The organism is Mesorhizobium sp. B2-1-1 (assembly GCF_006442975.2).
Taxonomy (GTDB): Bacteria; Pseudomonadota; Alphaproteobacteria; order Rhizobiales; family Rhizobiaceae; genus Mesorhizobium.
In genome coordinates this window covers 212,487-236,900 of the sequence record NZ_CP083954.1, presented here as the reverse complement: position 1 = coordinate 236,900, position 24,414 = coordinate 212,487, and the positions used below count along the sequence as shown (strand labels likewise).

Here is a 24,414-nt window from a genome sequence, read left to right as displayed (position 1 = left end):
GTCAGGCAATGAAGAGAGGCCGGGATTTTCACCCCGACTCCCTTTATGGTTCTTGGATTCCAGAGGCCCAACGTGTCCCTCCAGAATCAGGACAGGTTCAGGAGAACGTCAGGTCGCCAATCGGCGTGTGCGCAGGAAATGCTGCGTCGAGCGCCGTGTTGCCGCCACCGCCCTGAGTGATGGTTTCAATCGAACCATGAACCGTCAGGCTGGGCGTTTCGTACTCCTGCTTTTCAACATTCTGTTCCATTTTACACTCCATCAAGGACTGGAAACGGCCTGTCGATTGCCGGCGGCACTTTCATGCTGCGATGCAATAGCTGCATGGCAGCATTTATGAGTCAAGCCTGATTTGCCACGCATTAATCAATTATGGACTGCGCGCGCAGACACAGTCGTGAGTAACGATCTCAAGCTTTGGCCTTCATCACCTCGAGATCCCTGCATATGGGCCTAATGCACTAGGTCAGCATAAGAAATTGATTTGCATATATAAACTTTATAAGCCCTGTCACTTCAAGGCATGGCGACAATAATGCCCTAGCACCGGGTCTCCCGGTAGGTTTGCTACGGAACGCCGAAAAGGCCACTCGTCCCCTGGGGTCCAGCAGTTCTCCTCATCGTTCGCCCGAGCCGGTTTCGATAAACGTCGGGGCCGGATTTTTGCGCTGCAAAAGGAAAAACTGGACGGCGCAAAAGTTTTTGGCGATGCTTTGCTTCGCACCTGCAGCATAGGCGTCGCGCCGATCGCTTCTGGAGAACCGTGCGCCCGATGGCCCTGACCGAACGTTCATATGAGCGACTGCGCGCCGCCGATTGCGCCAGCGAGATCGCCTATGTGCAGGCCTGTCTGCGGCTGTTCTTCGCGGCGCGATCCGGCGCCGCGCCCGGCGATGCCTCCGGCCTCTCCGTGGCCAATGTCACCGACATAGCCAGGTTGAACAAGGTCGCGACCTTTATCCTCAAGGTGCTGTCGAGCGCACCCGCGAACGGGCCGCCGGCTCAGTTCTCCCAATGGCTCGACGCCTACCGCCGGAAGACCGTTTCGATGAACGCGTCCTGCATCATGGATTCGATGGCGATCCAGGCGGCGCTGCGCGACAGGCAGATCGATTTCGTTTTCCTGAAAGGTCCCTTCCAGCAGCATCTGCTTTACGACGATCATTTCATGAAGCCTTCGGGCGATGTCGACATATTGGTGGCGCCGGCCGGGTTTTTCAGGGCGCGCGAGGCGCTCCGCTCGATCGGCTACGAGATCGCCGGCAAGTCGCGCTCGGTCTGGTGGGTCCGTTTCCTCGGCGAACAGCACATGATCCGCGGCGACGGGCCGACGCAATCCACTGTCGATCTGCATTATCGGCTCCAGCAACCCGGCTCGCCCAGCCCGCGCGACGCGGATGGCTTCCTGCGGCGCAAACGGCAGGTCGAGATCACCGGCGTCGAGGTGCCGTTCACATCGGCGGCCGACACTCTGCTGTTGTCCTGCATCAGCGTCGCCAAGGCGCTTTTCAACCGGGAACCCTGCGCCGGTTACGTCTGCGACGTGCGCGCCAGCGCCGACCGCCTGGACGAAGCCGAGCAGCAGCGCCTGCTCGATGCCGCCGCGGCGCAGGGGCTGGACGACACGCTGCTGCTTGGCCTGCGCGCCGCCGACGTGCTCCTCGGCGGCGCCGACACGCTCCTGTCGCAGCGCGCCGCGCGGATGCTGTCGCGCATCGGCAATGAGGACCTGCTCAACATGGTCATCGCGCCATGGCTGTCATCCTTGCGCTGGCCGCAGCGGCGCACCGTGTTGTGGGAGTTGTGCGGTCGTGCGCCGGTCCGCTATCTGGCGGAAGCCGGCTGGGCGGCATCGGCCGACATCAGCCGCCGCATCTTCGAACGGCAGGGCAGCCCGTGACGGGAAGCCCGTCGGGCATCGGACACGTACAGGGCGAGGGCAGAATGGAACCTGTGCAAGAGGCAAATTCATGTCGATGACGGAATCAAAGGTCTGCGTGATCATCGCGGCCCGAAACGCGGCGCGAACAATCGCGGTCGCCATCGCGTCCGCGCTACGCGAACCGGAAGTGGCGGAAGTCGTCGTCGTCGACGACGCCTCCAGCGATGACACGGCCCAAGTCGCCCGCGCCGCCGATGACGGCAGCGGCCGGCTCGCGGTGATCCGGCTCGACGTCAATCGCGGCCCCTCCTTCGCCCGCAACGCCGCTATCGCGGCCTCGCAATCGCCGTTCATCGCCATTCTTGACGCCGACGACTTCTTTCTCGCGGGCAGGTTTCATAACCTCTTTGCCGGCGCGGACTGGGATTTCGCGGCCGACAACATCATGCTCATCAGGGACGACGCCTTGAGCGATGTCACCCAGATCGTCGCACCGCAGTTCGCGGCCGAGCCGGAATTCCTCGACCTTGAGCGCTTCGTCGAAGGCAACATCTCCAGGCGCAACGTGCGCAGAGGCGAACTCGGTTTCCTCAAGCCGGTGATCAGCCGCGCTTTTCTCGACAGGCACGGCTTGCGCTATGACGAGAGCTTGCGTCTGGGCGAGGATTACGAGCTCTACGCGCGCGCGGTCGCCAGCGGCGCGCGCTTCAAGGTCATCCGCTCCTGCGGTTACGGCGCCATCGTGCGGGCCGATTCGCTGAGCGGCCGCCACAAGACGCAGGACCTGAAGCGTCTGGCCGACGCCGACCTGGCGCTGCTGGCGATCGACAGCCTGCCTGAGGGCTCCAAAGCGGTGCTACGCCGCCACGAGCGCCACGTGCGCGACAAATACCGGTTGCGCAATTTCCTCGACGTCAAGGCCGAGCGGGGCCTGGCGTCAGCCGCGGCCTATGCCTTCGCAAGCCAATCCAACCTGGTTCCCATCGTCCAGGGCGTGGCGTCCGACAAGCTCGAGGCGCTGTTTCGCCGCGTCGGGTTCGCCTCCCGTCGTCAACATGTGCCGCCAATGCGTTTTCTCATGGCCGGCACCAGCACGGGCAAGCAGCCTTGAATGCGGGTATCCGGCCGCGCTCTTGCCAGCCCGTCGCGCAAACCATTTCCGGCGGATTTATGAGTTTACGAATTGGGTGGTTGCCTACGCGGCCCGGGGATGGCAGTCTATGTTGCGGTGCAGCAATTAGGATGGCCAATGAGCTGGCCTCCGATCGGACTGCCCGATATTGAACCGGTAAGGGGTCCGGCCGACGGCCGGACCACCATAGGACTTTGAACGCATGGCCTCGATATTCGGCTTCAGATCAAGGAATCCGGCCCGCGACCGCCAGACCGACATTTCGCGCCTCGACCGCCTGGCGAAGCTGTTCGAGCAGATCGCGGCCGAGATCGAGGCGGAGCGAAACGGGCTGGAGAATCGCTACAAGGCGACGGCCACCAACGCCGCCTTTTTGGTCGAGGCCATGGAGAACGGCTCGGCGTCTGCGCGCCGCTCCGCCGAGGTCGATGAATTGACGACCTCGATTCTGAATTGCGAGCGCCGCATCGCGGCGTTGTCACGCCAGAACGGCATGGTCCGGGAGCTTCGTCATTCGCTGGATATGGTTTTCGATGAGGACGGGTCGTCCGATATGACGGCCAGCGAGGGGCTCGCCAAACCGGCAGGCGCCGGCAGAGGGTGAAAGCTGAAGGGTGGATTTGGCGCGAGGCGAGAAGGCAGCTTGGGGAGGGGCTGACGAGAGAAAGAAAGCGCCGTTTGGCAACGGCTCGAATGGCTACTTTGGGTTGGGGATGCACAGCGCAAAGGTTGAGTTTCGTATGAATGCGGATCCGAGAACCACGTTCACCGTCGCAGTTCGCGGCATATCGTCAACGCGCCAGGCCAGGCAAGCCCGCCCGGGCGGTTCCACCAGACGCAGGGCTGCCCTGGTCGCGCTGGCCGCTCTCGCTGGCCTGTTCGCCGGGCCGGCGCCATCCTGGTCGCAGGATCTGAAGTCGGCGCCCTCATTCGTCGATGATTTCACCAGCTTCAACCGCCAGCGCTGGTATGTCTCCGATGGCTGGACGAATGGCGGCCATCAGAATTGCACCTGGGCGAAGGGGCAGGTCAGCCTGGCGGACGGCGTGCTGTCGCTGGGGTTCGAGAAGCAGAAGACGAAGGACCGCGACTACGCTTGCGGCGAAATCCAGACCAAGCAGCGATTCGGCTACGGCACCTACGAGGCGCGCATGAAGACCGACACCGGTCCCGGCCTCAACGCGGCTTTCTTCTCCTATATCGGCCCGTCGGACAAGCAGCCCTGGGACGAGATCGACTTCGAGATCCTGACCAAGGACACGTCCAAGGTGCAGGTCAATGCCTACATCGCCGGCAAGGGCAAGAACGAGAAGCTGGTCGACGTGCCGGGCGGCACGGAAAAGGCCTTCAACGACTACGCCTTCGTCTGGCAGAAGGACAGTTTGCGCTGGTACGTCAACGGCCAACTGGTGAACACCATCACCGATCCGGCAAAGCTGCCCAGCCATGCTCAGAAGATCTTCTTCAGCCTCTGGGGCAGCGATACGATGACCGGATGGTTGGGCGCATTCGCCGATCCCGGACGCAAGCTTTCGCTGCAGATCGAGCGCGTCGCCTTCACCGCGCAGGGCGAACCCTGCCAGTTTCCGGAATCGCTGGCATGCAGCGTAAAATAGAACCTATTGGAAAAGTCGATTTGAACCGGCCGGGCCGAACACGGTCCGCTGCCCTGGACAGGAACAAAACAGAATGAATTTGACGGTGTTTGGTATCGGCTATGTCGGTCTCGTGCAGGCTGCTGTGCTTGCCGAAGTGGGCCACCAGGTCGTCTGCGTCGACATCGACGCGAACAAGGTCGAGCGGCTCAATCAAGGTCTCGTCCCGATTTTCGAGCCGGGCCTGGAAAGCATCGTGAAGGAGAACCATGCCGCCGGCCGCATCAAGTTCACCACCGACGCGGCCGCCGCCGTCAGGCATGGTGAAATCCAGATGATCGCGGTCGGCACGCCTCCCGGCGAGGATGGCTCGGCCGATCTCAAATATGTGCTGGCGGTCGCCGAGGCGATCGGCCGGGAAATGGATGCGCCCAAGATCGTCGTCGGCAAGTCGACCGTGCCGGTCGGCACCTGCGAGAAGATCAAGGCCAGGATCGCCGAAACGCTGAAGAAAAGAGGCCGCGAGGACCTGACCTTCGACGTCGCTTCCAATCCGGAATTCCTCAAGGAAGGGTCCGCCGTCGCCGATTGCATGAGGCCGGACCGCATCATCGTTGGCACGTCGAGCGAGGCCACCGAGGCGGTGATGCGCGAGCTCTACGCCCCCTTCAACCGCAACCACGAGAAGATGATCGTGATGGATGTGCGCAGCGCCGAATTCACCAAATACGCGGCCAATTGCATGCTCGCCACCAAGATCAGCTTCATGAACGAAATGGCGAACCTTGCCGAACAGCTTGGCGCCGACATCGAGGAGGTGCGCAAGGGCATCGGCAGCGATCCGCGCATCGGCTACCACTTCATCTATCCAGGCCTCGGCTATGGCGGTTCCTGCTTTCCCAAGGACGTGCGCGCCCTCATCAAGACCGCCGAAGGCGTCAAGTTCGACGCCAAGCTGCTGCGCGCCGTCGAGGAGCGCAACAACGAGCAGAAATCCGTGCTGTTCGACAAGGTGAACCGCTATTTCAAGGGCAACCTCAAGGGCAAGACCTTCGCGCTCTGGGGCCTGGCTTTCAAGCCCAACACCGACGACATGCGCGAGGCGCCCGCCCGCACGCTGATGGAGGCACTCTGGAACGTCGGCGCCACCGTGCAGGCCTATGATCCCGAGGCGATGCAGGAATGCCAGGCCATCTACGGGCTGCGCGACGACCTGCTTCTGTGCGGCACCAAGGAAGCGGCGCTGCGCGGCGCCGATGCGCTGCTGATCGCCACCGAGTGGAAGAGTTTTCGCGCGCCGTCCTTCGACGCGCTGAAGGACGCGCTGACCACGCCGATCATCTTCGACGGCCGCAACCTCTATGATCCCAAGGTCATCGCCCGCCACGGCATCGAATATCACTCGATCGGCAGGATGGCGGCATGAGACCGGGTTTGGGCAATCCAATGTGGGATCGCCGCGGCCGGCCGGTGTGCTTGCCATGACGAACGCACAAGACCCGGAAAGGAGTTGCGGCTGATGGTGCTGGACGTAAAGCCGGAGCAGATCACCAAGGACCACTTCGACGTTGTCGCGATCGGTTCCGGTTTCGGTTCGGCCTTCTTCCTGCACGAATTCACGAAGCGGCGTAAGGCGCGCATCCTGCTCCTGGAATGGGGCCGCCACAACACGCATGAATGGCAGCTCAAGCAGAACGTCAACACCGACATCGAGGACGAGTCGACCTACAAGACCAATTCCGACAAGCCCTGGAACTACACGATCGGGCTGGGCGGCGGCACCAATTGCTGGTTCGCGCAGACGCCGAGGTTCCATCCCAACGATTTCAGGCTGAAAAGCACCTACGGCATCGGCAATGACTGGCCGATCAGCTATGACGACGTCGAACCGTTCTATTGCGACGCCGAAGACATCATGTCGATCTCGGGCGATCCCGACATGGCGGCGATGCTGCCGCGTTCGAAGCCTTTTCCGCAGCCGCCGCACCGCATGTCGACGCCCGACCGGATCATGAAGGCGGCGCAGCCCGGCCAGCATTTCGTCATGCCGACCGCGCGCGCCCGCGTGCCGACCGCGCAGCGCACCTCGTGCTGTGCCAACCTCAGATGCTGGCTGTGCCCGGTCGACGCCAAATTCACCGCCAATAACGGCCTGATGCATGTCTTCGAACATCCCGACGTGTCGGTCTGCCTCGGTTCGGAAGTGCGCCGGCTCGACCATGTCGGCGGGACCGTCCGCTCGGTCACTTTCGTCCACGCCGACAAGGAATATCAGGTCAGCGGCGACCTCTTCGTTCTCGGCGCCAACGCCATCCAGAGCGCGGCGATCATGCTGCGTTCCGGCCTGGGAGGCGAATTCGTCGGCCGCGGCCTGCATGAATCCTATGGCTGGAATTTCGAGGTCTATCTCGACGGTGTCGACAATTTCGACGGCAGCACCATCACCACCGGCTTGAATTTCGGTCTCTATGACGGTCCGCACCGGTCCGAGCACGCCGCGGCGCTGGTCTATTTCGAGAACCGCTGGCAACACGGCATGCGCGCCGAGAAAGGGCGGCTGCGCCAGGCGCTGCCGCTCGTCGTGGTGACCGAGAACCTGCTCGACCATGAGAATTTCGTCACGCTCGACGAGGACGACAACGCCTTCGTCAGCTTCAAGGCGCCGTCGGACTACGCGGTCAAGGGCATGGCGCGGGCGCTGGAGAAACTGCCCGGGCTGCTCGCCCCGCTGCCGGTCGAACAGCTTTTCGATCGCGGCATCCGGCCAACCGAATCGCATGTCCAGGGTACGCTCCGGATGGGAACGGGCCCGGCCGATTCGGTGGTCGACAGCGGCATGATTCATCACCAGCTCAGGAACCTGGTCGTGGTCGGCACCAGCACATATCCGAGCTGTTCATGCGCCAATCCGAGCCTGACCGCGGCAGCGCTGTCCCTGCGGGCGGCGAGCCGGATGGCGTGAGAGGAGCAAACCAGATGACAGAGATCTCGCGACGCTCCGCACTGGCCGTCATGGCGGGCGGGGTGGTATCGACCGGCATTGCCTACGCGGCAGTGTCCTCGTTTTCGGATGAGGACCTGGTGCGCGTCACGCTCGAGAAATATTTCGGCAAGCTCAACATGCGCATCGAGCATTTGCAGCAGTTCGTCCTGGCGTTCCGCGACAGGAACCCATGGATATTCCCGAGCAAGAAACTCAGCGACGCCGTCACCTTGCTCGAGGAGACAAGGCTGGGCAAAGCCCGCGCTCTGCTGCCGGAGCAGAAGAAGCAGGACCTCCTACATTTCGACCGCTGGCTGATCGCCGAATTCCACATGCTGACCGACTACGCCTGGCGCAGTTCGCCTGGCGATCCGATCCGGTTCACCGGATGGCAGCCATGCACCAATCCGTTCGCCAATCTCGAGCAACAGAGTGCCTGAGGCGGTGCCGGAGCAAGCTCTCCGGCCACATTGAACGAAACGCGAAAGAACCAGGAGCCATGACCATGAAAGTTCTTTTTGCAGGCGGCAACGGATACACGCCCGAATTCAGCGGCGGCGTCCAGTCGAGCACCCATCATCTGGCCGAGCAGTTGATCGAGCACGGCCATGAGGCGGCCGTACTGGCCGCCCTGTTCGGCGACGGTGTCTTCGGCTTCAAGGCGCGCGCCAAGATGAAGCTGCTGCGTCAGCCGGCGGTCATCGACAGTTTTCCCGGCTATCCGGTGGTGCGGGCCTGGTTTCCCTGGAAGGCGGCCGACTTTGCCGTCCGCAGATTGAAGCCGGACGTGGCCGTCGTCCAGTGCCATAAGTCGGTTCCGGTGGGCAAGGCGCTGCAGGCCGAAGGCGTGCCGCTGGTCGTCTATCTCAGGAATGTCGAGTTCCATGAGCTGGGCGGCGATCTGCGCGAGCTGCATTCGGCGCTCTACATCGCCAATTCGCAATTCACTGCGCGCGCCTACAAACAGAAGTTCGGCATCGATGCGGCGGTGCTGCCGCCGACCATCAATGCCGCCCTCTACAGCACGCCGACCACGGGCCAGTTCGTCACCTTGATCAATCCGTACGAGGAGAAAGGCTTCGAGCTCGCCGTGCGCATCGCTGGCGCCTGCCCCGAGATTCCGTTCCTGTTCGTGGAGAGCTGGAAGCTCGCCGACGATCATCGCGCCCGCATCGAGCAGACCATCGCCCCGTTCTCCAACATCAGGCTGGAGAACCGCACCGGCGACATGAAGACCGTCTATGGCCGCACCAGGATCCTGCTGGCGCCCAGCAAATGGGAAGAGGCCTGGGGCCGTGTGGCCTCGGAAGCCCATTGCAGCGGCATTCCCGTCATTGGCTCGCGGCGCGGCGGCCTGCCCGAAGCGATCGGACCAGGCGGCGTGGTGCTCGATTACGAAGCTCCGCTCACCGACTGGGTCGCGGCTGTCAGGCTGCTGTGGAACGACCGCCAGGAATATGACCGGCTCTCGGCCACGGCGCGCAGCTTCTCCGAGCGTCCGGAGCTCGATCCTGATCGCCAGTTCCTCACGTTCTTTTCCATACTGGACAAGGCCACACAGCAGCGTTCGCGGCAGGCGGCGTAGCCAAGGCTTAGCCGGCACCGGCCCCGGCAGCCTTGTGATAGGAATTTTTTCTTGACAGGGTGAAGGCAGCTATGGTAGATTTTCTGTCATGGTGCTGAGTTGCGCCGGAAGCTGCCGCGGGTTTTTCGTTTGATGCTTCTCGACCACGCGCCGGCGAACACTCCGAACGAACCCGTTAATCTGGACTCGCAGCCTTGGCGGATCAGGCCAGGCGCTTGACCCGGCTTTTCAGCGTCTCGTAGCCGCGGGCGCCAAGCAGGGCGCGGGCAAGGGCCTTGGCGGCGCCCTTGCGGCCTTCCTGTGATTTGGCCTGTCGCAACCTGGCCGGCAGGTTGCGCGCCGCCTGGCTGAGCGCCGGGAGCGACAGCGCGTTGGGGAAGCTGACCATGTGCGTTTCGACGCACAGCACCGGTTTGCCCGACAGCTCGGTGATCCTCAGCGCCTGCTCGTGCTCGCTCTCGATGAACAGGATGGCATCGGATTTGCGGTAGAATTCGGCCTTGAAACTGCCATGCGCGCCAAGCCGCTGACGCTCCGCCTTGCTCGGCAGGTCGAGCATGATCAGATGATCGTACTTGATCTCGTGCTTGGCCAGCCATGCCTCGGTCAGCGCGCGGTATTTCTCCAGCCGGCTGGTCACCAGCCAGCCGATCTTGCGGGTCGCGGTGTGGAGCGGCCGCGCTTCGCTAAGGAATTTCTCGTAGGCCGGACCATCGTCGTTTTCCGCTTCGGTCGGATCGAGGCACAGCACCCCGTCTATGTCGACGCAGCATTGCGCCAGGAATTTGTGATGCATGAAGTTCCACTGGAACATGCGCGGATGCGGCACGACCTCGAAGACGACATCGGTCTCGGCATGCTGCGGCTCAAGCCCGAACACGGCGGCAAAGGTGTAGTCGGCCTCGATGCCGGCACCCTCTATGCGGGCGCGGGCGTCGCGCATGGCGTTGCCGCCGGAGACGCTGTCGTCGATCACCAGCACCTTGCGCATTTCCGCGACCTTGCGGTCGAGCACCGCACGGCGCTTGGTGATGCCCGATGTGTAGACGCGACCCTCGAGGAAGGAGTCCAGGTCGGTCATCGGTATGTTCGCCGCGAGGCTGACCAGCGTCGCTGCCAGCACCCCGCTTCTGGGGACGCCGACCACCAGGTCGATGTCGCGCGGCAACCGGTGAAGGTTGCTCACGATCGCGTCGTTCATGTCTGAGATCGATCGGTAATGCATGGATCAGGCCTGATGCTCGGGTGAACGGTAAGGGTCGAAAGCGCCGAAATTATTGCGCCTCGCGCGGTGCTGCCGCCGGCGGCCTTGCCGGCAGCATTTTCAAGGCCTCGCGCAAGGCTTCACGGCCGGCTGCGAAGGCCAGCGCGATGACGATGGTGATAAGATAGGCAAGGATCGCGCCGCTGGCCAAGGCAATGACATGCTGCTGCGGTAGCAGCGGCTTGACCAACCAGACCACCGCCAGCGCCACATGCGCGCCGAGCACGAACGGCGTCGCCGCGCGAAGCACGTGCCTTGCCCGCAGCGGCCCGCTCCTGCCGACATAGAGCCACAGGAAAGGCGTGCGCAGATATTCGCTGACGGCATAGGCGATCGCCACGCCGAGCGCGCCATAAGGCAGGCCCAGCACGAAAGCGAGCACCGACGTTACCGCCGTGATGATGCCCCAGCGCAGGAAGTCGCCGGAACGGCCTTGGCTGACGAACAGCCATCCGGCCGGATTGTTGAGCGGCTGCAGCAGCCCGGCGAAGCCCAGCGCCAGGAAAATGCCGGCGCTTGCGCGCCATTGCTCACCGAGCACGAAGGGGATGAGTATGTCGGACATGGCGGTGGCGAAAGCGACGCCGGGAAGCGCCACCAGCAGGATCAGCGGCATGACGCGAAGATAGGCGCTGCGGTAGCGGTCGGGCTCGTCCTTCAGCCTGGAAAGAGCCGGCACCATCACCTTCGACAGCGGGTTCGTGATCTGGCTCAGCGGGAACAGGAGCAGCTTGTAGGCACGGTCATAGAGGCCGAGCTGCGCCTCGCCCCAGTATTTTCCGATCAGCACGTTGTCGAGATTGCGGGCGAAGAAATTGGCGAAGTTGAAGCCGGTTATGCCGGCGCCGAAATTGATCAGCTCGCTGATCCCGGCGACCTTGCGCGGCAGGCTGGGCCGCCAGCGCGAACTGGCCCAGTAGCACAGCGTCGGCAGCACGGCTCCGGTCAAGGTGCCGGCGAAAAGTGCCCAGTAGGAGCGGTCGATGAAGGTCCAGGCGATCGACACGGCAAGACCAGCCACGGCGCCTGCGACATCGATGATGGCCAGGCGGCCGAACTGCATGCGGCGGGTCAGGAGCGCCAGATGCTGCGCACCGAGGCCGTAGGCCATGATCTGCAGGCCCAGCGCCGCCACCAGGCCAGCCACACGCGGTTCGCCGTAGAAGGCGGCGACCAGCGGTGCCGCGCCGGCAAGCACGCAGGCCAGGATGGCGCTGACGGCGACATTGATCCAGAACAGGTAGTTCACCTCGTCGTGCCGTATGCCCGATTTCTGGATGGTCGCCTGGGTGAGGCCGAAATCCTGGAACAGCGCGATGAAGGCCAGCACCGGCGCGCACATCGCCACGACGCCGAAATCCTGCGGCAACAGGAGACGCGACAGCACGATGACGGAAATGATCTGCGTGGCGACCCGCACGGACTGCGACAAGGCCGTCACGACCGCGCCGCGCCCGACGGATTTGCGCAGCGAGCCTTCTGGCGGATCGAATGGATTGGCTTCCAAATTCAGGATTCCTGATTCTTGTGCAGGTTCCGACCAGGAACCCTGCAACCGCCGCCGCGGCCAAATTACGGCATTTATTTTGCAGTGCAACAAAAAACGTGGATTTTGCTACGCTGCACCAAAAATGTTGCGATGCAGCAAGACCTGTACTAGGTTCGCCGTGGGTGGGCCAACAGCGGTCGAGTTTTCATGCTGAATGTCTTGTACCTTGTGCATGACGTTTCCGACCCGGCAGTGCGCCGGCGGATTACCATGCTCAGGGCAGGTGGCGCCCAGGTCACGCTCGCAGGCTTCCGTCGCACGGCAAATCCCATTGCCGACGTCGAGGGTTTGCGGCCGCTGGATCTCGGCGCGACGCGTGACGGGCGATTCGCCCAGCGTCTGACGGCAGTCGCCAAGGCGGCGGTTTCGATCGGCGCCAGGCTCCGCGGCATGCCGAGGCCCGATCTCATCATCGCGCGCAACCTGGAAATGCTGGCGCTCGCCCGCCGCGCCAACACGGCGTTCGGCGCCGCGGTGCCGATCGTCTATGAATGCCTCGACATCCATCGCCTGATGCTTCGCAGCGATGCGGTTGGCAGGGCGCTGCGTGCCACGGAACGTTACCTTGCCAGGGACGTAAGGCTGCTGGTGACCAGCTCGCCCGCGTTCACCGCCAATTATTTCGAACCGTTCGGCCAGGTGACGGCGCCGGTCGAACTGGTCGAAAACAAATATTTCGAGGCAGCGGCGATCCTGCCGGCCGAGCATGAGATGGCCGAGGCGCCTGTCGCGCCACCCTGGCGCATCGGCTGGTTCGGGGCATTGCGCTGCCGCCGCTCGCTCGAACTCCTGGCCGATTTCTCGCGCCGCGCCGATGGCCGGTTCGAGATCGTGCTGCGCGGCCGCCCGGCATTGACCGAATTCCCGGATTTCCACGCCTTCGTAGAGGCCGAGCCCTGGCTTTCGTTTCGCGGACCCTACCGCAACCCGGAGGACATGGCGGCGATCTACCGGGACGTGCATTTCTCCTGGGCGATCGATTTCTTCGAGGCGGGCCAGAATTCCGAATGGCTGCTGCCCAACCGACTCTATGAAGGCTGTCGTTTCGGCGCGGTGCCGATCTCGATGGCCAACACGGAAACCGGGCGGTTCCTCGGCCGCCAAGGCATCGGCATTCTGTTGCCCGAAGCCTCACCCGACGCGCTCGAAGCCGCCATCGGCAAGATGGAGGAGCGCCGCTTCAGCACGTTGAAGGAGCGCGTTCTGTCGCGCAACCCCAGGATATGGAGCTATGATCGCAGCGATTGCCAGGCGCTGGTCGACAAGCTTCGCAGCCTGGCCGCCATGCGCCAACCCTTCGCGGCCGAGGCTTTGGCCTAGGATGGAGATCGCCCGATGATGCAAGCGCTCCCCTCCAGCCTGATCGTGATTCCCTGCCTCAACGAGGCAGCCCATATCGGTGGGCTGCTCGACCAGCTCAGCCCCGCGGCGGCGAGGCTCGGTGCCAGGATCGTCGTTGCCGATGGCGGCAGCACCGATGATACCCCGGCCATTGTCGGCGAACGCGCGAAAGAGGATCCCCGCATCGTCCTGCTCCACAATGAAAAGCGCATCCAGAGCGCGGCGATCAATCTTGCCGTCGCCAGATTCGGCGATGGTGCCGAATATCTGATCCGCATCGATGCCCATGGCGGCTACCCCGCCGACTATTGCGACCGGCTGGTCGAGGAAGCGCTGGCCACGGGCGCCGATTCGGTCGTGGTCTCGATGCTGACCAGCGGCAGCGGCACCGTGCAGAAGGCGGCCGCGGCGGCACAGAATTCAAAGCTCGGCACCGGCGGTTCCAAGCACAGGCATCTGTCCGCCGGAGAATGGGTCGATCACGGCCATCACGCGCTGATGCGGATTTCTGCCTTCCAGGCCGTCGGCGGCTATGACGAGACGTTCAGCCATAATGAGGACGCCGAGCTCGACTACCGGCTGAGACAGGCCGGCTACAGGATCTGGATGAGCGGCAGGACGCAGATGGTCTACTATCCGCGCGCGTCGCTCAGCGGCCTCTATTTCCAGTATCTCGGCTACGGCCGCGGACGCGCCAAGAATGTCCTGAAGCACCGCATCATCCCGAAGGTCCGGCAGATGGTGCCGCTGCTGGTGTTCCCGGTGGTGGTGCTCGCGGCCTTTTCCTTCGTGCACTGGCTGGCGGCGGTGCCGCTTTTGATCTGGGCATCCGTATGCCTCGGCTATGGCCTGTGGACGGCGGTAAGCCAGCGCAATGCCGACATCGCGCTTGCCGGCGTCTCGGCGATGGTCATGCATTTCGGCTGGTCCGTCGGTTTCTGGCTGCAGCTTCTCGGCCTTGGCAAACAGCGCGGGGTCGCGTGATGGCGGTTCCAGGCAAGAACCGCAGCATCGATATCGGCGTGTGCACGTTCCGCCGGCCGGAATTGGCCCACACGCTGCGCTCGCTCGACGCCATGGACAGGCTGGCCGGTTTCGATGTCCGTGTCATCGTCGCCGACAATGACGACACGCCGAGCGCCAGGGATCTGGTGACGGCCCTGGCGCGCGAACTGACGCTGCCGATCAGCTATCACCACTGCCCGGCGCGCAACATCTCGATCGCCCGCAATGCCTGTCTTGACGCCAGCACGTCGGATTTCGTCGCCTTCATCGATGACGACGAGACGGCTTCGCCGCGTTGGCTTGCCGAGCTCGTCGCAACAGCCCAGGCAAGTCGCGCCGCCGCCGTGCTGGGCCCGGTCAAGGCGCGCTATGGGGCCGATGCGCCGGACTGGATGCGGCGTGGCGACTTCCATTCGACCTTGCCGGTCTGGGTGCGCGGCGAGATCCGCACCGGCTACACCTGCAACGTGCTGCTCGACATGGGGTCGGACAGCCTGCGCGGGCGCCGCTTCAGCCTGGCGCGTGGCCAGACCGGCGGCGAGGACACCGAATTCTTCGACCAGATGCACAAGACAGGCGGCACGATCGCGTTTTCTCCGGAGGCTTGGGTGGACGAGGTCGTGCCACGGACCAGGGCCGCGTTCGACTGGCTTGGCCGCCGCCGCTTCCGCGTCGGGCAGACGCATGGCCATCTCCTGGGGCGCAATGCCAGCGGCATTGGCCTGCTCAAACAGGTCGCCATTGCCTCGGCAAAGGCAGCCTATTGCTTCGCCGCGGCGTTTCCCTTCCTTGCCAGCCCCGTGCGGCGGAACCGCAGCGTGCTGCGCGGCATTATGCATGTCGGCGTCGTCAGCGGCCTTGTCGGCATCCGCGAGATTCGTCTCTACGGCCAGCCCTCGCCACAGGAAGGAGGCAAGCGTGCAGCCTGACGTCAGCTTCGTCCCGGACGTTTCCTTCGTCATTGCAGCCTACAACGCCGAGGCGACCCTCGACCGGGCGATCGCCAGCGCCATCGCGCAGAAGGGTGTCAGCGTCGAGGTCGTCGTCGTCGACGACAAGTCGCGCGACGCCACGCTCGACGTGGCAAGGGCCTATCCGCAGGACATCGTGCGCGTCGTGGCGCTCGCGCAGAACAGGGGCCCCGGCGGCGCCAGGAACGCCGGCCTCGAGGCTGCCCGCGGCCGCTGGGTCGCGGTCCTCGATTCCGACGATGCGGTCTATCCCGGCCGCATCGCCGCCATGATCGCGCGGGCCGAAAGGGCGGGCGCGCAAATCGCCGTCGACAACCTCCAGGTCGTCCGCGAGGACGGCGTGATCGAGGATGCGATGTTCCCGACGCGCTATCTGGAGGAATTGGGCGAGATCTCGCTGGCCAGCTATATCGCCGGCAACGTCGTCTTCGAATCGAAGTTCAATCTCGGCTATCTCAAGCCGATCTTCGAGCGCCGCTTCCTGGAAGAAAACGGACTTCGCTACGACGAGGACCTGATCATCGGCGAGGATTACATATTCCTGGCCAACGCCCTGGCCAAGGGCGGCAGGTGCGTGGTCGAGCCTGACATCGGCTATGCCTATCACATCCGCAGCGGCTCCATTTCGCGCGTGCTCGAGCCTCATCATGTCGAGGCGATGCGCAAGGCCGATGCGATTTTCGCTCAAAGCCATCAGATGGACGCGGCCGCGCAAGCGGCCTTCGCCCGGCGCAGCCGCAGCCTGCGCAAGGCAGCCTCGTTCCTGTCGATGGTCCAGCACATCAAGGCGCGGTCCCCGCTCAAGGCGATCCGGACGGCGCTCAGCGACCCGGCGGCGGTCAGGCATATGGGCATGCCGATCGCCGTGCGGTTGCGACGAGTAGCGGCACAATTTGCCGTAGGGGCGGGGAGGTGAAGATGCAGGCACATGGAGGGATTTTTCCTGGCCTGCGAATGGACTGAAGTCGATCTCCTCAGAAGGAATTTGCGATGAAGAAAATCAGGAAGGCCGTGATACCGGTGGCGGGGCTTGGAACGCGGTTCCTGCCGGCGACCAAGTCGATGCCGAAGGAAATGCTTCCCGTCGTCGACCGGCCCGTCGTGCAATACGCCGTCGATGAGGCCTTCGAGGCCGGCATCGAGCACATCGTGTTCGTGACCGGCCGTAACAAGGCGGTTATCGAGGATTATTTCGACCTGCATCCGGAATTGATCGGAACACTGGAGCAGAGCGGCAAGAAGGCGCAATTGCAGTCGCTGGAAAGCCTGCTGCCGGTGGCCGGCGCCACCAGCTTCATCCGCCAGCAATCCCCGCAAGGCCTTGGCCACGCCGTCTGGTGCGCGCGCGAGGTCATCGGCAACGAGCCCTTCGCCCTGCTTTTGCCTGATATGGTTTCGTTCGGCGGCCGCGGCTGCCTGGCCGAGGTCGCCGACCTCTATGCCGAGACCGGCGGCAACGTCATTGCGGTCGAGCGCTGTGACCCGACCGAGACCAACAAATACGGCATTGTCGGCCGCGGCGCCGACATTGGCGGCGGTTTCGAGGTGACGGCGATGGTCGAAAAGCCGGCGCCGGCCAATGCGCCGTCGAACTTCTACATCAACGGCCGCTATATCCTGCAGCCCGAGATCTTCGCCCTGCTCGGCAACCAGCAGCGCGGCGCGGGCAATGAGATCCAGTTGACCGACGCCATGGTCCGCCTGGCGCAGGAGCAGTCCTTCTTTGCCCAGCCTTTCAAGGGCCGCATGTTCGACTGCGGCTCGAAGGAGGGCTTTATCCAGGCCAACATCGCCTTCGCCTTGGCGCGCGACGACATGAAGGGTCCGGTTTTCGAGATGCTCCAGGAGTTCGTCCGGTCGCATGAACGACAGGAAGAAGCCGCATAATGCCCATGTTTCGGGAGCATTGTCGGACGGCTGACGGTGCGATGCGCGGAAGGCCCTGTGGCGTCCGGCATGGAACTTGCGTTGCTTTTTGGCAATGCTCCCGATCTTCGAAGTGCCTGGGAGCCAAGGCATGATCCCGGAAAGCGCAAGGCGGTTTTCGGAAAAGATCATGTTCAAACAGTGAGATAGAGCCCATCCCGATGATTGGGATGGACGGGCTCTGGAATTGGACCGAAGATGAACTATGCCAACTTTCCTCTCGACAAGAGGATGCCATTGCCGAATTCGGAAGCAGGAGACGGCGAAGACTTCATCGATGTCGAGCGGCTGCTTGGCATGGCAGCGCGGCAGGCCAAGGTGGTTGTCCTGGGCGCGGTCATTGGTCTTGTCCTGGGCCTGCTCTATCTGCAGACCACGCCGCCCAAATACCAGTCGGTCTCGAGTGTGCTGATCGATGAGGGGCTGAACAAGATCGTCGACGACATTTCGGCGGCGTCGACGACCATGCAGACCGATTCGGCCATCCTGAGCCAGATCGAAATCCTGACCTCGACGAGGCTTGCCGCCGTGGTCGTCGACAAGCTGAAGCTCGACCGCAACGACGCGTTCATGAACCCGCCCCAGTCGGCGCTCGCCCAGGGCATCGGCCTGATCCGCGGCCTGATCCAGTATGTTCGCCCCAGTCCTCCCATGCCGGGCGTCGGCGACGTCACCAAGCTCGACCCCGCCACCCGCGATGCGCTGATCGCGACCTCACGTCGCGACTACGCGATCCTCAAATTGCAGAACGAGGTGCAGGCGGAGCGCGTCGGGCGAAGCTATGTCATCGCGCTCGGCTACCAGGCGACGGACCCGGCACTGGCGACCGCGATCACCAAGGCCTATGCCGATGCCTATCTCGCCGACCAGCTCGACGCCTCCTTCGATGCCACCGAGCGCGCCGCGGTCTGGCTGCAGGGCCGGCTGACGGAACTGCGCGAAAGCTCGCAGGCGGCATCGCTCGCGGTCGAGAAATTCAGGGCCGAGCACGGCCTGTCCGCCAACAGCGACGGCCAGCTGATGAGCGCCAAGCAGCTTGCCGACCTCAACGCCCAGCTTATCGTGGCGCAGGCCGATACGGCCCGGGCCAGCGCCCGCTACCAGCAATACAAGTCCATCGTTGAAAGCGGTTCGGAGAACGCCTTCAAGGATGCCGCCATATCGAGCGACCAGCCGAGCAGCTCGGTCATCGCGGCGCTCAAGACGCGCTATCTCGCCGTCGCCAAGCGGCAGCAGGATGTCGAGGCCAATTTTGGGCCGCAGCATCCGCAGGCGGTGGCGCTCGCCAAGGAGAAGGCCGACATATCGGCGCAGATATTCGGCGAGCTGAAGCAGCTGACCGAAAGCTATCGCAACGAATATGAAGTGGCGCTGGCGCGCGAGACCGCGCTCAGGGCCAATGTCGCCGCGGCGCAAGGCAAGAGCGCCATCGACAACCAGTCGCAGGTCAAGCTGCGTGAACTCGACCAGAAGGCGACGGCGCTCTCCACGCTCTACCAGACATTCCTCGGCCGCTACGAGGAAGCCGCCCAGCAGCAATCCTTCCCGGTCGGCAAGATCCGCATCATCTCGGATGCATCGACGCCGCTCAGCGCCTCCAGCCCGCGCACGGTGGTTGTGCTGGCGCTCTCGCTTGTGCTGGGCACGTTGATGGGTGCCGGGCTCGGCGGCCTGAACGAATTCAACGAGCGTTTCTTCAGGACCGGCGAGGATGTCCGCGACCGCGTCGGCCTCAAATTCCTCGGTTATCTGCCTGTCATCGGCGGCAAGACCGCCAGGGAGGAAAAGCCGGCCGACCCGGATCTCAAAACCGCCAAATCGCCGGCCGCGGCCGAAAAGCGCGCGCGCATGCGCGTCAGCGTCGATGCTCCGGCGTCGATGTTCTCCGAGACGCTGCGCAGCGCAAAGATCGCCTTCGACGTCGTCATGGAAGGGCAAGGCAGCCGCGTCATCGGCGTCATCTCGGTCCTTCCCGGCGAAGGCAAGTCGACGGTCGCGGCCAATCTGGCCGGACTGCTCGCCGCCAACGGCGCCAGGACGCTGCTGATCGACGGCGACCTGCGCAATCCGGGCTTGAGCCGCAGCCTCGGCATGGAGGCCGAGCAGGGACTGATGGAAGCGGTGGTGAGCGGCCAGACCTGGCAGTCGGTCGGCAAGATCGACCGGCAGACGAAGCTGGCGATCATTCCGGCGGTGCTGCGCGGCAATTTCTCGCATACCAGCGAGCTTCTCTCCTCGGCCGGCATGCGGCGCTTCATCGACAACGCCAAGGAGACCTTCGAATACATCGTCGTCGATCTGCCGCCGCTGGGGCCGGTGGTCGACGCCAAGGCCTTCGCGCCGCTTGTCGACGGCTTCGTGCTGGTCACCGAATGGGGCCGCACGCCGCGCGCGATGGTGAGATCGATGCTCGAATCCGAACCCTATGTCGCCAACAAGATCGTCGGCGCGGTGCTGAACAAGGTCGATCTCAAGAAGCTCGCCAAATACGGCTCGTTCGGAGCGTCCGAAAAATTCTTCGGCCAGTACTCGAGCTATTATCTCGACAAGACCGAAGTGCGCAGCAAGACAACGGTCTGAGTTCAACCGTGGCGATTTCCGTGCCTGAGTGACGAGGCAGGTCATCGCCTATGTGGCTGCGGCGGGCTACAATGGGAGTCTAAACCCGGGCATCATCCGGCAGGCAATGTCAGCTTACGCGGCCAATAGCGGCTCGCCACCAAAAGACTGAGATGGACGACAACTATTCCGAGGATGCCTGCCAAAGCCTTCAGTGAGCCGTCCGAAAGGCGCGCATGCCGACCGGGTTCGAGGAGCTGCATCAGCTCCAGCACAGTGGCTACGACGACAACTATAGTGACAGTGCCAGCCAAGCGGTTTGGAAAGCCGAGCCCCATTGCCACGCCGAACAGAACGTAGGCGAGGGCGCGTTCGAAATCTGGGTCACCCAGGTGGGGCCGCATCTGGATTGGCGACAGCGTCGCGAAGACAATGACGGCGAGCAAAGCAAGGGCGGCAATGCGAGAGATGAGGGTCATTGCCGTTCGTAAAGCGAACAAGCCGGCGAAACAAGTACGGGCATCTTCAAGGGTCGAATTTATAACGAGGTAGCTTCCGTACTGCTTGGCGGATTCAAGCAGCCGCGCCCGATCCAAAGACCCATGCTAGCCCGTGACGCCCGGTTTCTTTGGCTGATTGGCGATGTCTATGAAATGACATCCGGAGCAATATTGTATTGCGCAGAATCGACGCGCTTTGAGGTTGGCGACATGGATTGGAAGCAGGTCGGCCCCAGAGCAGATCAGGCTATTTCGCTTGCGAGCGATTTCGACGGCAGGTCGATCGTCCGCTCTGGATGGACGGCGGTGTCGGTCCAAGCCCTGGTCAGTTTGAGTTCTGACCGGGTTTCGCAGACAGCGCGATCGGGTCGGTTTCGATAAGCCGAAGCGACCGCACCATGTTCGCCGTTTGCGTCTTGTACTTGAGAAAATGCGGTGTGGTCAGATGGGCTTCGTACGCCGTCTGATCGGCGTAGCATTCGATCACGCGCACCTTTTCAGGCGCACCTTTTTCCGACACGGCATGAAGGAAAAGCACGCCCGGCTCGATTCGCACGGAGGCCTCGATCTCTTCGGCAATCAGGGCCTTGTAGCTGTCGATCTGGTCAGGATCGATTTCCAGTTCGGCTATCCTGACGATCCGCATCGATTGGTCCCTAGCTTTGTACAGGGCCGCGACTCCCTATCCAGGCCTCGGAACCCTGCGGCTGGACAGTGCGCTCCTGTGAGGAAGGCACCGAGGTGCCCGTTGGTCAATCCTTATTGGTCAACAAGATCGCGACTACGCGGCCCTGAGCCGGTAGCGGAACACCGTGTGGTCGAGCAGCAGCCGGATGCGCGGTTCAGCTTCGGTCGCCACCAGCCAGCTTGCCGCGATCATGGTCGCGCCGACCGTTGCCATGGACAACAGATAAGGCAGCCCGGCGCGGATCATCGCGCCGAGCATCGCCGCGCCGATGACGTCGTGGATCAGATAGAGCGGGTAGGTCATCAAGCCGATCCGGCGCCAGCCGCTCCAGCTGAGGTCGAGCCGCAGTGACCACGCCATCAGGGCGATGGCGACCAGGAAGACAAGGATCGGCGGCGCATAGGGCATCGCGGCGCCGACCTTGGCGCTGTGGACATCGACCGAACTGGCGATTTGCAGCACGCCCCCGCCCAGGAACAGCAGGCAGAAGGCCAGGCGCGAGGCCGTCACCGCCTTGAACCGCATCAGCCAGATGAGCACGCCGACGGCGAAAAAAGAGCCATGGTGCACCAGGACGAGCTGCAGCCAGCGTGTCTCGGCGAGGTCGGACCAGCCGAGCGGATAATAGAGGCACCAGAACAGCGTGCTGACGAGGCCGATCACGACTGCCACCGTCTCCATCAGGTGGAAGCGGCCAAGCCGCAACAGGATCCAGACGACAGCGTAGAAGGCGATCTCGATGCCGAGCGTCCAGTAGACGCTGTCCACCCAAGGGCCGTAGGGCGCGAAAAGGCCGGTGCGAACGAGCCTGATCACGGCATCGGTTGGCCAGCTCAGACCGGTGAGCAGCAGCACCGCCGCGGTCACCGGCGCGCAGATCCAGACCGCCGGCGCCAGCCTTTTCACCCTTGCCTCGAAAAACCGCAGCGGCGTCGAATTCTCGGCGCTGAAGGCGATGACGAAACCGCTGATGACGAAGAATATCTGCACGCCGACCCAGCCGGAGCCGACCAAGGCCATTTCGGGATGGGGCGGGATGCCGCCGGTCGCGCGCGCCGAAACCCCGTCAGGGAATGCCCATACCCAGAAGCCATAGTGATAGAACATCACCATGACGGCGGCCAGGAAACGCAATATGTCGACGCCGCCGAATGTCGCCTTGTGCTGAGCCATGCCGTGCCTTTGGAATGGCCCCCCAAGCCAAACCCTAGAGTCTGTTGTTGCATTGCACAACAAAAGATTGGCCAGATGTGACAGTTGGCGCCGACCGCTCAACAAACGGAAGGATCGGGTCTGCTGCGCCCGATCATCTAGACCCCGATGCCGCGCTCCTTCAGCACGGCCGTGATCTCGTCGAGGATGACCGGGTCGTCGATCGTCGCCGGCATGGTCCAGTCTTCCTTGTCGGCGATCTTCTGCATGGTCCCGCGCAGGATCTTTCCCGACCGCGTTTTCGGCAGCCGCTTGATCGTCACCACCGTCCTGAAGGCGGCGACCGGGCCGATGCGCTCGCGCACCAGCCCCACCACTTCGCTCTCGATGAGGCCGATCTCGCGCGAGACACCAGCGTTGAGCACGACGAAGCCGAGCGGAACCTGGCCCTTCATCGAATCGGCGATGCCGACGACGGCGCATTCCGCGACGTCGGGATGCGTTGCCAGCACCTCTTCCATGGCGCCGGTCGACAGCCGGTGGCCGGCGACATTGATGATGTCGTCGGTGCGGGCCATCACGTAGAGGTAGCCGTCATCGTCGATCATGCCGGCATCGGCGGTCTTGTAGAAGCCGGGGAACTCGTCGAGATAGGCTTGGCGGAAACGGGCGTCGGCGTTCCACAGCGTCGGCAGGCAGCCCGCCGGCAGCGGCAGCTTGACCACGACATTGCCGAGCGTGCCGCGCGGCACCTCGTGGCCGGCATCGTCGAGCACGCGGATGTCGTAGCCGGGCATCGGCACGCCGGGTGAGCCGTATTTTACCGGCAGCAGGCCAAGGCCTGCGGGGTTGATGGTCATTGGCGAGCCGGTCTCGGTCTGCCACCAATGGTCGATGACCGGCACGTTCAGTTTTTGCTCCGCCCATTTGATGGTTTCGGGATCGGCGCGCTCGCCGGCGAGGAACAGCGTTCGGAATTTCGACAGGTCGTATCTGGCGACGAATTCGCCCCTGGGATCCTGCCCCTTGATGGCGCGGAACGCCGTCGGCGCGGTGAACAGGGCGACCACGCCATGCTGCGCGATCACCCGCCAGTAGGTGCCGGCATCGGGCGTGCCGACCGGCTTGCCTTCGAACAGGATGCTGGTGCAGCCATGCAGCAGCGGCCCGTAGACGATGTAGGAATGGCCGACCACCCAGCCGACGTCGGACGCCGCCCAGAACACTTCGCCGGGCTTGACGCCGAACTCGTTTTCCATCGTCCATTCGAGCGCCACCATGTGGCCGCCATTGTCGCGAACGATGCCCTTGGGCTGGCCGGTCGTGCCTGACGTGTAGATGATGTAGAGCGGGTCGGTGGCAAGCACCGGAACGCAGTCGACATTGGCGCCGGCCGACCGCTCGCGCGCGACCGCGTCCGCATAGTCGATGTCGTAATTGTCCCTGAGCTCGCAGCGCAATTGGTCGCGCTGCAGGATCAGGCAGGCGTCCGGCTTGTGGCGGGATATCTCGATCGCCTTGTCGAGCAGCGGCTTGTAGGCGACGACGCGGCCGGGCTCCAGGCCGCAGGAGGCCGAAATGATCACCTTCGGCCTGGCGTCGTCGATGCGGGTGGCGAGCTCATGCGAGGCAAAACCGCCGAAGACGACCGAATGCACGGCGCCGATGCGGGCGCAGGCAAGCATGGCGATGGCCGCTTCCGCCACCATCGGCATGTAGATGATGACGCGGTCGCCCTTGCCGACGCCGCGGTTCTTCAGCACCGAGGTCAGCGCCACCACTTCGCGTTTGAGCTCGGCATAGGTGAATGTCTTCACGGTGCCGGTGATGGCGCTGTCATGGATCAGCGCGATCTGGTCGGCACGCCCGCCGGCGACATGCCGGTCGAGGGCATTGTAGCAGGTGTTGCAGGTGGCGCCGGTAAACCAGCGGCCATAAACGCCGGCTTCCGCATCGAACACCTTGTCGTAAGGCGTGTACCAATCGATGGCGTTCGCCGCATCCGCCCAGAACTTTTCCGGGTCGCGTTTCCAGCCGTCATAGACCTCGTGATAGCGTGAAGCCATCCGTTTCCTCCCCGGGAAGATTTGCCGTCCTGGCAATAGCCTATGCTGTTTTTTCCGGCGATGTCTTCCCTCAATTCGTCTGATCCGGCCCGGTCCTGGCCGCAAAGGTGCGACATCGTGGCCCTCCGGGAAGAAAAGCACGGTCCGGCCCGGGCGTGCCCATGTGGCCGTGTGCACCGGTGCGTCAGCCGGTGGTCTCGTCGTCGGGCACGGTTA

General features: G+C 63.5%; 21 protein-coding genes. 14 read left to right on the top strand and 7 right to left on the bottom strand.

Going from position 1 to position 24,414, the window contains the following annotated elements:
• Positions 1-97 precede the first annotated feature (97 nt).
• Positions 98-250 carry a lasso peptide gene (locus tag FJ972_RS01095; protein WP_140497189.1) on the bottom strand — a complete coding sequence of 51 codons (153 nt, stop codon included), beginning with the start codon at positions 248-250 and terminating at the stop codon, positions 98-100.
• 522 nt (positions 251-772) lie between these two features.
• On the opposite strand from FJ972_RS01095, the gene FJ972_RS01090 reads away from it, so the two are divergent.
• From FJ972_RS01090 to FJ972_RS01055, 8 genes are all read left to right on the top strand, one after another.
• A complete protein-coding gene (locus tag FJ972_RS01090; protein ID WP_140523548.1) occupies positions 773-1,900 on the top strand; it encodes a nucleotidyltransferase family protein in 1,128 nt (375 codons plus the stop codon).
• Positions 1,901-1,970: 70 nt separating this feature from the next.
• Entirely contained in the window at positions 1,971-2,993 is a 1,023-nt protein-coding gene (locus tag FJ972_RS01085) for a glycosyltransferase family 2 protein (protein WP_140523551.1), read from the top strand.
• A gap of 223 nt (positions 2,994-3,216) precedes the next feature.
• Positions 3,217-3,618, top strand: a complete 402-nt coding sequence (locus FJ972_RS01080) for a hypothetical protein (protein ID WP_140512927.1) — start codon at positions 3,217-3,219, stop codon at positions 3,616-3,618.
• Positions 3,619-3,754: 136 nt separating this feature from the next.
• On the top strand, positions 3,755-4,630 hold the full coding sequence (locus tag FJ972_RS01075; protein WP_181173445.1) for a family 16 glycosylhydrolase: 876 nt from the start codon (positions 3,755-3,757) through the stop codon (positions 4,628-4,630).
• Positions 4,631-4,703: 73 nt separating this feature from the next.
• Positions 4,704-6,035, top strand: coding sequence for a UDP-glucose dehydrogenase family protein (locus FJ972_RS01070; RefSeq protein WP_140523554.1), 1,332 nt, complete (start codon positions 4,704-4,706; stop codon positions 6,033-6,035).
• 93 nt (positions 6,036-6,128) lie between these two features.
• A complete protein-coding gene (locus tag FJ972_RS01065) occupies positions 6,129-7,571 on the top strand; it encodes a GMC oxidoreductase (RefSeq protein WP_140523557.1) in 1,443 nt (480 codons plus the stop codon).
• A 14-nt stretch (positions 7,572-7,585) separates the two neighbouring features.
• The gene (locus tag FJ972_RS01060; RefSeq protein ID WP_140523560.1) at positions 7,586-8,032 is read left to right on the top strand and encodes a hypothetical protein; all 447 of its coding nucleotides are present in this window, start codon (positions 7,586-7,588) and stop codon (positions 8,030-8,032) included.
• 65 nt (positions 8,033-8,097) lie between these two features.
• Positions 8,098-9,177: a glycosyltransferase gene (locus tag FJ972_RS01055; protein ID WP_140523562.1), complete on the top strand. Its 1,080-nt coding sequence runs from the start codon at positions 8,098-8,100 to the stop codon at positions 9,175-9,177.
• Between the two features lie 202 nt (positions 9,178-9,379).
• Here FJ972_RS01055 and FJ972_RS01050 read toward each other — a convergent pair whose 3' ends face one another.
• Together FJ972_RS01050 and FJ972_RS01045 are read right to left on the bottom strand one after the other, a co-directional pair.
• Positions 9,380-10,402 (bottom strand): phosphoribosyltransferase family protein, encoded by a 1,023-nt coding sequence (locus FJ972_RS01050; protein ID WP_140523565.1) that lies wholly within the window; start codon positions 10,400-10,402, stop codon positions 9,380-9,382.
• A 49-nt stretch (positions 10,403-10,451) separates the two neighbouring features.
• Positions 10,452-11,948: a lipopolysaccharide biosynthesis protein gene (locus tag FJ972_RS01045; protein WP_140523568.1), complete on the bottom strand. Its 1,497-nt coding sequence runs from the start codon at positions 11,946-11,948 to the stop codon at positions 10,452-10,454.
• Positions 11,949-12,137: 189 nt separating this feature from the next.
• Between FJ972_RS01045 and FJ972_RS01040 the strand changes: the two genes are divergently transcribed.
• From FJ972_RS01040 to FJ972_RS01015, 6 genes are all read left to right on the top strand, one after another.
• Positions 12,138-13,310, top strand: a complete 1,173-nt coding sequence (locus tag FJ972_RS01040; protein WP_140523572.1) for a glycosyltransferase — start codon at positions 12,138-12,140, stop codon at positions 13,308-13,310.
• A 15-nt stretch (positions 13,311-13,325) separates the two neighbouring features.
• Positions 13,326-14,315, top strand: a complete 990-nt coding sequence (locus FJ972_RS01035; RefSeq protein WP_140523575.1) for a glycosyltransferase family 2 protein — start codon at positions 13,326-13,328, stop codon at positions 14,313-14,315.
• A complete protein-coding gene (locus FJ972_RS01030; protein WP_140523578.1) occupies positions 14,315-15,265 on the top strand; it encodes a glycosyltransferase in 951 nt (316 codons plus the stop codon). The genes FJ972_RS01035 and FJ972_RS01030 overlap by 1 nt, the downstream gene beginning before the upstream one ends.
• Positions 15,255-16,223 carry a glycosyltransferase family 2 protein gene (locus FJ972_RS01025; protein WP_140523580.1) on the top strand — a complete coding sequence of 323 codons (969 nt, stop codon included), beginning with the start codon at positions 15,255-15,257 and terminating at the stop codon, positions 16,221-16,223. The genes FJ972_RS01030 and FJ972_RS01025 overlap by 11 nt, the downstream gene beginning before the upstream one ends.
• Positions 16,224-16,297: 74 nt before the next feature.
• Positions 16,298-17,194: a UTP--glucose-1-phosphate uridylyltransferase gene (locus tag FJ972_RS01020; RefSeq protein WP_140512943.1), complete on the top strand. Its 897-nt coding sequence runs from the start codon at positions 16,298-16,300 to the stop codon at positions 17,192-17,194.
• A 237-nt stretch (positions 17,195-17,431) separates the two neighbouring features.
• On the top strand, positions 17,432-19,813 hold the full coding sequence (locus FJ972_RS01015; protein ID WP_140497157.1) for a polysaccharide biosynthesis tyrosine autokinase: 2,382 nt from the start codon (positions 17,432-17,434) through the stop codon (positions 19,811-19,813).
• A gap of 92 nt (positions 19,814-19,905) precedes the next feature.
• On the opposite strand, the gene FJ972_RS01010 is transcribed toward FJ972_RS01015, so the two are convergent.
• From FJ972_RS01010 to FJ972_RS00995, 4 genes are all read right to left on the bottom strand, one after another.
• Entirely contained in the window at positions 19,906-20,271 is a 366-nt protein-coding gene (locus FJ972_RS01010; protein ID WP_181167419.1) for a hypothetical protein, read from the bottom strand.
• Between the two features lie 346 nt (positions 20,272-20,617).
• A complete protein-coding gene (locus FJ972_RS01005; RefSeq protein ID WP_140497155.1) occupies positions 20,618-20,938 on the bottom strand; it encodes a putative quinol monooxygenase in 321 nt (106 codons plus the stop codon).
• A 135-nt stretch (positions 20,939-21,073) separates the two neighbouring features.
• Positions 21,074-22,153, bottom strand: coding sequence for an acyltransferase family protein (locus FJ972_RS01000; RefSeq protein WP_140523583.1), 1,080 nt, complete (start codon positions 22,151-22,153; stop codon positions 21,074-21,076).
• Positions 22,154-22,290: 137 nt separating this feature from the next.
• Positions 22,291-24,198 carry a propionyl-CoA synthetase gene (locus FJ972_RS00995; RefSeq protein WP_140523585.1) on the bottom strand — a complete coding sequence of 636 codons (1,908 nt, stop codon included), beginning with the start codon at positions 24,196-24,198 and terminating at the stop codon, positions 22,291-22,293.
• Positions 24,199-24,414: the final 216 nt, after the last annotated feature.

Bases quoted from the DNA above. Each gene is read 5' to 3' on its own strand.
- FJ972_RS01095 (WP_140497189.1), bottom strand. From the start codon at position 250: ATGGAACAGAATGTTGAAAAGCAGGAGTACGAAACGCCCAGCCTGACG.
- FJ972_RS01090 (WP_140523548.1), top strand. From the start codon at position 773: ATGGCCCTGACCGAACGTTCATATGAGCGACTGCGCGCCGCCGATTGC.
- FJ972_RS01085 (WP_140523551.1), top strand. From the start codon at position 1,971: ATGTCGATGACGGAATCAAAGGTCTGCGTGATCATCGCGGCCCGAAAC.
- FJ972_RS01080 (WP_140512927.1), top strand. From the start codon at position 3,217: ATGGCCTCGATATTCGGCTTCAGATCAAGGAATCCGGCCCGCGACCGC.
- FJ972_RS01075 (WP_181173445.1), top strand. From the start codon at position 3,755: ATGAATGCGGATCCGAGAACCACGTTCACCGTCGCAGTTCGCGGCATA.
- FJ972_RS01070 (WP_140523554.1), top strand. From the start codon at position 4,704: ATGAATTTGACGGTGTTTGGTATCGGCTATGTCGGTCTCGTGCAGGCT.
- FJ972_RS01065 (WP_140523557.1), top strand. From the start codon at position 6,129: ATGGTGCTGGACGTAAAGCCGGAGCAGATCACCAAGGACCACTTCGAC.
- FJ972_RS01060 (WP_140523560.1), top strand. From the start codon at position 7,586: ATGACAGAGATCTCGCGACGCTCCGCACTGGCCGTCATGGCGGGCGGG.
- FJ972_RS01055 (WP_140523562.1), top strand. From the start codon at position 8,098: ATGAAAGTTCTTTTTGCAGGCGGCAACGGATACACGCCCGAATTCAGC.
- FJ972_RS01050 (WP_140523565.1), bottom strand. From the start codon at position 10,402: ATGCATTACCGATCGATCTCAGACATGAACGACGCGATCGTGAGCAAC.
- FJ972_RS01040 (WP_140523572.1), top strand. From the start codon at position 12,138: ATGCTGAATGTCTTGTACCTTGTGCATGACGTTTCCGACCCGGCAGTG.
- FJ972_RS01035 (WP_140523575.1), top strand. From the start codon at position 13,326: ATGATGCAAGCGCTCCCCTCCAGCCTGATCGTGATTCCCTGCCTCAAC.
- FJ972_RS01030 (WP_140523578.1), top strand. From the start codon at position 14,315: ATGGCGGTTCCAGGCAAGAACCGCAGCATCGATATCGGCGTGTGCACG.
- FJ972_RS01020 (WP_140512943.1), top strand. From the start codon at position 16,298: ATGAAGAAAATCAGGAAGGCCGTGATACCGGTGGCGGGGCTTGGAACG.
- FJ972_RS01015 (WP_140497157.1), top strand. From the start codon at position 17,432: ATGAACTATGCCAACTTTCCTCTCGACAAGAGGATGCCATTGCCGAAT.
- FJ972_RS01010 (WP_181167419.1), bottom strand. From the start codon at position 20,271: ATGACCCTCATCTCTCGCATTGCCGCCCTTGCTTTGCTCGCCGTCATT.
- FJ972_RS01005 (WP_140497155.1), bottom strand. From the start codon at position 20,938: ATGCGGATCGTCAGGATAGCCGAACTGGAAATCGATCCTGACCAGATC.
- FJ972_RS01000 (WP_140523583.1), bottom strand. From the start codon at position 22,153: ATGGCTCAGCACAAGGCGACATTCGGCGGCGTCGACATATTGCGTTTC.
- FJ972_RS00995 (WP_140523585.1), bottom strand. From the start codon at position 24,198: ATGGCTTCACGCTATCACGAGGTCTATGACGGCTGGAAACGCGACCCG.